At 72.8% G+C, this 7778-nt stretch carries 9 protein-coding genes; 1 reads left to right on the plus strand and 8 read right to left on the minus strand.

What is annotated here, in order from left to right; all coding sequences use genetic code 11:
• Positions 1 to 256 precede the first annotated feature (256 nt).
• Positions 257 to 808, plus strand: a complete 552-nt coding sequence (gene bldD / locus CNO22_RS23890; protein ID WP_091217936.1) for a transcriptional regulator BldD — start codon at positions 257 to 259, stop codon at positions 806 to 808.
• Positions 809 to 885: 77 nt separating this feature from the next.
• On the opposite strand, the gene CNO22_RS23895 is transcribed toward bldD, so the two are convergent.
• The 8 genes from CNO22_RS23895 to aroC all read right to left on the minus strand — a co-directional run bounded on the left by CNO22_RS23895 (position 886) and on the right by aroC (position 7579).
• Positions 886 to 1926, minus strand: coding sequence for a hypothetical protein (locus CNO22_RS23895; RefSeq protein ID WP_100501755.1), 1041 nt, complete (start codon positions 1924 to 1926; stop codon positions 886 to 888).
• Between the two features lie 241 nt (positions 1927 to 2167).
• Positions 2168 to 2575, minus strand: a complete 408-nt coding sequence (gene nusB / locus CNO22_RS23900; RefSeq protein WP_100501756.1) for a transcription antitermination factor NusB — start codon at positions 2573 to 2575, stop codon at positions 2168 to 2170.
• 26 nt (positions 2576 to 2601) lie between these two features.
• A complete protein-coding gene (gene efp, locus CNO22_RS23905) occupies positions 2602 to 3162 on the minus strand; it encodes an elongation factor P (RefSeq protein WP_100501757.1) in 561 nt (186 codons plus the stop codon).
• A complete protein-coding gene (locus CNO22_RS23910) occupies positions 3163 to 4263 on the minus strand; it encodes a M24 family metallopeptidase (RefSeq protein WP_100501762.1) in 1101 nt (366 codons plus the stop codon).
• Positions 4264 to 4375: 112 nt separating this feature from the next.
• The gene (gene aroQ / locus CNO22_RS23915) at positions 4376 to 4810 is read right to left on the minus strand and encodes a type II 3-dehydroquinate dehydratase (protein WP_100501758.1); all 435 of its coding nucleotides are present in this window, start codon (positions 4808 to 4810) and stop codon (positions 4376 to 4378) included.
• The gene (gene aroB, locus CNO22_RS23920; protein WP_100501759.1) at positions 4807 to 5862 is read right to left on the minus strand and encodes a 3-dehydroquinate synthase; all 1056 of its coding nucleotides are present in this window, start codon (positions 5860 to 5862) and stop codon (positions 4807 to 4809) included. The genes aroQ and aroB overlap by 4 nt, the downstream gene beginning before the upstream one ends.
• Entirely contained in the window at positions 5859 to 6404 is a 546-nt protein-coding gene (locus CNO22_RS23925; protein ID WP_100501760.1) for a shikimate kinase, read from the minus strand. The genes aroB and CNO22_RS23925 overlap by 4 nt, the downstream gene beginning before the upstream one ends.
• On the minus strand, positions 6401 to 7579 hold the full coding sequence (aroC, locus tag CNO22_RS23930; RefSeq protein WP_100501761.1) for a chorismate synthase: 1179 nt from the start codon (positions 7577 to 7579) through the stop codon (positions 6401 to 6403). The genes CNO22_RS23925 and aroC overlap by 4 nt, the downstream gene beginning before the upstream one ends.
• Positions 7580 to 7778 lie beyond the last annotated feature (199 nt).

Here is a 7778-nt window from a genome sequence, read left to right on the forward strand (position 1 = left end):
AGATATGTATAGGAGGCAGGCTCGGTCGTGCGGGCCATCAGGCCTCCTTCCCCGCCTCACGGGACGGGTCGTTAAAGGAGTGGTCGGACCGGGATCGACCGTACTGCACGCTGCGATGTGACCCGCGACGCGCCGGGAGGGAGCACGATCGGCTCCCATCTGACCCGGAGGAGTGTCCCGGTGTCGTTGGAGCGGCTCGACCAGTACGCTCCGTGACGACAACCCCTCCACGACGACGGACAGTGAGCAGGAAGCGATGAGCACCGACTACTCACGGGCCCTCGGTGCCCGGCTCCGCGCCATCCGCAACCAGCAGGGCCTCTCGCTCCAGGGCGTCGAGGACAAGTCGCACGGCCGCTGGAAGGCGGTGGTCGTCGGCTCCTACGAGCGCGGCGACCGTGCGGTGACGGTGCAGCGGCTCTCCGAGCTCGCCGTCTTCTACGGCGTCCCGGTCTCCGAGCTGCTGCCCGACCCGCGGCCCAGCTCGGCGGTCACCTCGACGACGAAGATCGTGCTGAACCTCGAGTCGCTGGGCTCGCTGCCCGCGGACGAGGCCGGCCCGCTGGCCCGGTACGCCTCGACCATCCAGGCGCAGCGGCACGACTACAACGGCAAGGTCCTCTCCATCCGGGCCGAGGACCTCAAGTCGCTGGCGATCATCTACGACATGAGCCCCGACGAGCTGACCAGCCGGCTGATCGAGTGGGGCGTCCTCTCCCCCGGCATGGAGAGCGTCGTCGGCTTCGGTGGCGACGAGGACGAGGACGAGGTCAACCCGAACTGGGAGCGCCGCCGCACCCCGCGGTGAACATCCTGCAGCGTTGAACGCCGAGGGCCCACTCCGACGATCGGAGTGGGCCCTCTGCGTTCAGTGCTGCCCCGGGCTCAGGGGGCGGTGAGCGCGGGCAGCGGCAGCGCCGACTCCGGTGAGGTGAGCCGGCTGCCGGCCGGCACCGGGAACGGGTGCCCGAGGACGGCGAGCCGGCCGCGGACCTGGTTCTGCGCCTGGCAGTCCGAGACGCACTCGGTCGGCGGGTTGGCCACCTCGACGGCGTCCTCACCGGTGACGAAGCCCATGCGCCCCCCGCTGGCGACATCCCACACCGACACCCGCCCGCAGTGGTCGACGTCCGGCGCGACCTGGGCGCCGCAGTCGGGCTGGTCGACGCGCTCGGCGACCTGGGCGCTGTCGCGCGCGACGAAGCGCGGCGAGGCGTCGTTGCCGATGTTCACCCGCGGGGAGACCCGCACGCAGAAGCGGCTCGGCGGGCCGGTCTCGACGCTCGTGCACTCCGAGCCGAGGTACTGGCCGGCGCGCTCCCGGAAGCGGGGGTTGTCGGAGTAGAACGGCGTTGCCGCACCGGCGCCGGTCGCCAGCGTGTGCACGATCCGGGTACGGGTGCCGTCGGCGCGCTCGGGCTCCATCTGGAAGATGCCGCCCTGCGCGCAGTCCTTGGACTGGATCTTCATCGACAGGCCGGTGCCGGCCCGGCTGATGACCAGGTCCTCCTCCTCGAGCGTCACCGTGAGGGCCCCGGTGAGGGTCAGGCCGCGGTGGTCGGGGACCTTGCCGGCGAAGACCGGGGTGAACCGGCCGCCGGTCATGTCCAGCCGGTTGGGCGCCCCGGTGAAGGCGTAGTCGAAGAGCGCGAAGTCGCTGGTCCGGACGGCGTACTGGTTGTAGCGGCCCTGCACCAGCACCCGGTCGCCGAGGTCGGCCGCGGGCACGGTCGTGACCGTCTCGCGGTCGCCGGCCCGGGCCAACACCTGCTGTGTGGCGGCGTCCACCAGCCGGTAGCCACCGCCCTCGCAGGCCTTGGACGACGCGGCCTGGGCCGGCGAGGTGAGGACGAGCAGGGGCACGGCGAGCGCGAGGGCAACGCCGGCCGCGCGCCAGCGGCGGCGAGCGGGTGCGGGGGCTTCCATCTGTCCTCCTGGGGATCGGGATGTCCGCTCACCCTGGAGATCACGACGAGTGCCCGGCCAGTGGCCGATCGTCGTACGACCTGGCCGGGGCCGGTGGACGCCGAGGGCCCACTCCGATGATCGGAGTGGGCCCTCGGCGTTCACGCCCCGTCCCGAGGCTTCCCGTCCCGGGCACCACCCTGACCTCGCGAAGGGTGGGGAGGACGGGATCCTCCTACGGTGAGGAGGACGGGGTCCTGCTTCAGCTGGTCGGGACCTCGGCGTCGAGGACGGCGCCCAGGACGCCGTTGACGTAGGCCGGCGAGTCGTCGGTCGACAGCGACCGCGCCAGCTCGACGGCCTCGTCGATGACGACCGGGTCGGGCACGTCGTCGACCCACAGCAGCTCGAAGACCGCCATGCGCAGGATCGCGCGGTCGACGTCGGGCAACCGGTCGATCGACCAGCCGTGCGCGTGCCGGTCGATCAGCTCGTCGATGCGGGCGGCGTGCTCGGCCACCCCCTCGACCAGCCGGACGGCGTGGTCGGGGATGGGCGGCGAGGCGAGCGCCACCCGCTCGCGGAGCAACTCCAGCGGGTCGCTGCCGCGGACGTCGGCCTCGTAGAGGACGTCGACGGCGCGCTTGCGCGCCTTGCTGCGGGCAGCCATGCCAACCTTCCCCGACCCACCCGCGCTCAGTTGGCGCGGCCGAGGTACCGGCCGTCGCGGGTGTCGACCTTGAGCTTGTCGCCGGTGTTGACGAACAGCGGCACCTGGATCTGCGCCCCGGTCTCCAGGGTCGCGGGCTTCGTACCGCCGGTGGAGCGGTCACCCTGCAGGCCCGGGTCGGTGTGCTGCACGACCAGCTCGAGGGTCACGGGCAGCTCCACGTACAGCGGCGTCCCCTCGTGGACGGCGACGACGACCTCGGTGTTCTCGAGCAGGTAGTCCGCACCGCCGCCGACGGTCTCGGCCGGGACGTGGATCTGGTCGTAGGTCTCGCCGTCCATGAAGACGAAGTCGGTGCCGTCCTTGTACAGGTACGTCATGTTCCGCTTGTCGACGGTGGCGGTGTCGACCTTGGTGCCGGCGTTGAAGGTCTTGTCGACGACCTTGCCCGAGAGCACGTTCTTCAGCGTGGTGCGGACGAAGGCGCCGCCCTTGCCCGGCTTGACGTGCTGGAACTCGGTGACGGCCCAGAGCTGGCCGTCGAGGTTGAGGACCATGCCGTTCTTGAGGTCGTTGGTGGTAGCCATCTAGAGGACCAGCAGTTCCTTGCTCGTGAGGGTCAACAACTCGGGCTCGTCGTCCGTGACGATCAGCGTGTCCTCGATGCGGACACCGCCGTGGCCGGGCAGGTAGACCCCCGGCTCCACGGTGACGGCCATGCCGGCGGCCAGCCTACCCGCGCCGAGCTGCCCGATGCCCGGCGCCTCGTGGATCTCCAGGCCCACCCCGTGGCCCAGGCCGTGGGTGAAGTGCTCGGCGTGGCCCGCGGCGGCGATCACGTCGCGGGCGGCGGAGTCGACGGCGACCACGTCGGCGCCGACGGCCAGGGCGGCCCGCCCGGCGGCCTGCGCGGCAACGACGAGCTCGTAGACCTCGCGCTGCCAGTCGGCCGCCTCGCCGAGCACGAACGTGCGGGTCATGTCGGAGTGGTAGCCGTCGACGGTGGCCCCGAAGTCGAGCTTGAGGAAGTCGCCGTCGCGCAGGACGGTCGCGTCGGGCCGGTGGTGCGGGATGGCGGAGTTCGCGCCGGTGGCCACGATCGTCTCGAAGGACGGCGCCTCGGCACCCATCATCAGCATCCGGGCGTCCAGCTCGCGGCCGACCTGCAGCTCGGTGCGCCCGGGCCGCAGCGCCCCCTCGGCGGCGAGTTCGGCCAGCGCCGAGTCGGCGACCGCGCAGGCCCGGCGCAGCGCGTCGACCTCGTCGTCGTCCTTCACCGCCCGCAGCGCCTCGACGGCCCGCCGCACGCTGGTCAGCTCCGGCACGGTGCCGCCGGCGGCGGCGTCGGCGAGCACCGACTCCAGGGCGCGCAGCCCGTCGACGGTCACGTGGTGGCTCTCGTAGCCGATGGTCCCCGCACCCCGGCGCACCGCCTCCCGTGCCAGGGCGGCGACGGTGGCGCGGTCGACCAGCAGCTCGACGTCGGGCACCTGGGTGCCGGCCTGGGTGGTGTAGCGGCCGTCGGTGCCGAAGACGTCACCGCCGTCGGCGCGCAGCAGCAGCGCCCCGTTCGAGCCGGTGAACCCGGTCAGGTAGCGCACGTTGAGCAGTTCGGTCACCAGGACGGCGTCCAGCCCGCGCTCGGCCGCCGTCGCCCGCAGTCGCTCTCGCCGCTCCGCATACCTCATCGTGCCCACCGTTCAGCTCCGCGGTCGCTCCGCTCCTCGCTCGCAGAGCTCACTGCGATGCTCACTCCCGGTCGGCTCCGTGACCTCGCTGCGATGCTCACTCCCTGTCGCCTCACGCCGCCCCTTGGGCGGCCAGCCACCGCAGGGCCAGCACGTAGCCCTGGACCCCGAGCCCGGCGATCACCCCGTCGGCGACCCGGGAGACGTAGGAGTGGTGCCGGAACTCCTCGCGCTTGTGGATGTTGCTGATGTGCACCTCGACCAGCGGCGCGGTGAGCATCGCCAGCGCGTCGTGCAGCACCACCGAGGTGTGCGACCAGCCGGCCGGGTTGAGCACCACCGGGTTGCCGGCGTCGGCCGCGGCGTGCACCCAGCGCAGCAGCTCACCCTCGTCGTCGGTCTGCCGGACCTGCACCTCCAGGCCCAGCTCGTCGGCCGCGGCGGCGATCAGCTCGACCAGCTCGGCGTACGTCGTCGTCCCGTACTTCTCCGGCTCACGGGTGCCGAGCCGGCCGAGGTTGGCGCCGTTGAGCACCTGGATCGTCACGAAGTCTCCGCAACTGCGGCCCACGCCGCGTCGAGCCAGGCCTGGTCGGGGTCGGCGAGGATGCGCGGGTTGCCGATGCCGTCCAGGACGACGAACCGCAGCGAGGCGCCGCGGGCCTTCTTGTCCACCCGCATGACCGCCTGGATCCGCTCCCAGTCCCCTGCGTAGCGGGTGGGCAGCCCCATGGCGGCGACCAACCGGGCGTGCCGGTCGACCTCCCCGCGGCTGAGCAGCCCGGCCTGGCCGGCCAGCTCGGCGGCGAAGACCAGCCCGACGGCGACCGCCTCGCCGTGCCGCCACCCGAAGTCCTCCACCCGCTCGATGGCGTGGGCCAGGGTGTGGCCGTAGTTGAGGAACTCGCGCACGCCGGTGTCGTGGAGGTCGTCCCCCACCGCGGCGGCCTTGACCTGCACCGCGCGCTCGATGAGCTCCTCGGTGTCACCGCGGCCGGTCGGGTCGATCTCGAGCAGGTCGAGGACGTCGCCGTCGGCGATGAAGCCGCACTTGACGACCTCGGCCAGCCCCGAACGGAACTCCGCCTCCGGTAGCCCGGTGAGGACGTCGGTGTCGGCGAGCACGGCCACCGGCGGGTGGAACGCGCCGACGAGGTTCTTGCCCGCGCCGGTGTTGATGCCGGTCTTGCCGCCCAGGGCGGCGTCCACCATGCCGAGCACGCTCGTGGGAACCTGGACCACGCGCACGCCGCGGGTCCAGGTCGCGGCCACGAAGCCGGCGAGGTCGGTGACCGCGCCGCCGCCCACGCCGACGACGGCGTCGGAGCGGGTCAGCCCCAGCCGGCCGAACTCCTCCCACACCTCGGCGGCGACCGCAGCGGTCTTGGCCGCCTCCCCGTCGGGGACGACGACGGCCTCGGCGGCCACCCCGGCGGTCTGCAGCGTCTCCACCAGCCCGCCGGCCAGCCCGGCCAGCGGCGGCGCGTGGACGACGGCGGCGCGGGCGGTGCCGTCGAGCACCAGACCCAGCTCGTGCTGCGCGCCGGAGCCGATGACCACGTCGTAGGGCCGCTCCCCGGGAACGGTGACCCGCCTCACGGCGCGGCCTGCGCGGGGACGGCCGCGGCCACCTCGTCGACCACCTCACCGGGCTCGCGGCCGCCGGTGGTCACGGTGACGGTGGCGACCTCGGCGTACAGCGGCGCCCGGGCGGCGAGCAGGGTGCGCAGCGTGGCCCGCGGGTTGAGGCCGAGCACCGGGCGGCTGCGGCCCAGACCCACCCGCTCGGCGGCCGAGGCCAGGTCGACGTCGAGCCAGACGACGGTGCCGCCGGCACGGGTGTAGGCGGTCAGCCGCTCGCGGGTCACTGCGCTGAGCACCGCGCCGCCGCCGAGGGCGAGGACCCCGTCGTGCTCCTCGAGCGCGACCGCGACGGCCCGCTCCTCCAGCGCCCGGAAGTGCGACTCGCCGAGGTCGACGAACAGGTCGGCCACGCGCTGGCCGGTGTGCGCCTCGACGTCGGCGTCGGTGTCGCGGAAGACGACCCCGAGTCGGTCGGCGAGCGCGGTTCCGACGGTGGTCTTGCCCGACGACGGCGGCCCGACCAGAACCAGCAGCGGACGGCGTGCGGCGGAGCTCATCGGATCGTCAGCGCGTCGAGGTAGGCGCGTGCGTTGCGGCGGGTCTCGGCCACCGAGTCGCCGCCGAACTTCTCCAGCGCGGCGTCGGCCAGGACCAGCGCCACCATCGCCTCCATGACGACGGCGCCGCGGGGCACCGCGCAGGCGTCGCTGCGCTGGTTGATGGCCACGGCCGGCTCGCCGGTGGCGACGTCGACGGTGGCCAGCGCGCGCGGCACCGTCGAGATGGGCTTCATCGCGGCGCGGACCCGCAGCACCTCGCCGTTGGTCATGCCGCCCTCGATGCCACCGGCGCGGTCCGACAGCCGCTGCACGCGCCCGTCGGCCAGCACGATCTCGTCGTGGGCGACCGAGCCCCGGCGGCGGGCGGTCTCCAGCCCGTCGCCCACCTCGACGGCCTTGACCGACTGCACGCCCATGAGCGCGGCGGCCAGCCGGGAGTCCAGCCGGCGGTCCCAGTGCACGTGGCTGCCCAGGCCCGGCGGCAGGCCGTGCACGACCACCTCGACGACCCCGCCGAGGGTGTCGCCGTTCTTCCGGGCGTCGTCGACCTCGGCGACCATGGCCGCGCTGGTCTCGGGGTCGGCGCAGCGCACCGGGTCCTCGTCGACGCGCGGGTTGTCGTGGGGGCCGGGCACCACGCCGTCGGGGACGACGACCGGACCGATGCCGACCACGTGGCTGACGACCTCGACGTCGAGGGCCTGGCGCAGGAACGCCCGCGCGATCGCGCCCAGGGCGACCCGGGCCGCGGTCTCCCGCGCGCTGGCCCGCTCCAGCACCGGCCGGGCGTCGTCGAAGCCGTACTTCTGCATGCCGGGCAGATCGGCGTGGCCCGGCCGCGGCCGGGTGAGCGGGGCGTTGCGGGCCTGACCGGCGAGCACCTCGCGGTCGACCGGGTCGGCGGACATGACCGTCTGCCACTTCGGCCACTCGGTGTTGCCCACCTGGACGGCGATCGGCCCGCCCTGTGTCAGCCCGTGCCGGACGCCGCCGGTCAGCGAGACGACGTCCTGCTCGAACGACATCCGGGCACCGCGGCCGTGGCCCAGGCGGCGGCGGGCGAGGTCGACGTCGAGGTCCGGCGTCGTGACCTGCACGCCGGCGGGGAGGCCCTCGAGGATGGCGGTGAGCTGCTGGCCGTGCGACTCACCGGCGGTCAGCCAGCGCAACATGACCGCGATTGTGCCAGTCGAAGGACCCCCTTCCTCCCCACCCCTCGTAGAAGGAACTGTCTCTTATAAACCTCTGACGCTGCCGACGACTCCCTACTGGTAGGTCTCGGTGCTCGCCGTATCCTTAAAAAAAAAAAAAACAACAACATACCAACATAAAACAAGAGAAAAATAAACATACGTAAAAGAAAAAAAACAA

It is taken from the genome of Geodermatophilus chilensis (genome assembly GCF_002802985.1).
Lineage (GTDB): Bacteria > Actinomycetota > Actinomycetes > Mycobacteriales > Geodermatophilaceae > Geodermatophilus > Geodermatophilus chilensis.

What these genes read in the sequence shown, in the direction of transcription:
- bldD (WP_091217936.1), top strand. Translation starts at nt 257, where the DNA reads ATGAGCACCGACTACTCACGGGCCCTCGGTGCCCGGCTCCGCGCCATC.
- CNO22_RS23895 (WP_100501755.1), bottom strand. Translation starts at nt 1,926, where the DNA reads ATGGAAGCCCCCGCACCCGCTCGCCGCCGCTGGCGCGCGGCCGGCGTT.
- nusB (WP_100501756.1), bottom strand. Translation starts at nt 2,575, where the DNA reads ATGGCTGCCCGCAGCAAGGCGCGCAAGCGCGCCGTCGACGTCCTCTAC.
- efp (WP_100501757.1), bottom strand. Translation starts at nt 3,162, where the DNA reads ATGGCTACCACCAACGACCTCAAGAACGGCATGGTCCTCAACCTCGAC.
- CNO22_RS23910 (WP_100501762.1), bottom strand. Translation starts at nt 4,263, where the DNA reads ATGAGGTATGCGGAGCGGCGAGAGCGACTGCGGGCGACGGCGGCCGAG.
- CNO22_RS23925 (WP_100501760.1), bottom strand. Translation starts at nt 6,404, where the DNA reads ATGAGCTCCGCCGCACGCCGTCCGCTGCTGGTTCTGGTCGGGCCGCCG.
- aroC (WP_100501761.1), bottom strand. Translation starts at nt 7,579, where the DNA reads ATGTTGCGCTGGCTGACCGCCGGTGAGTCGCACGGCCAGCAGCTCACC.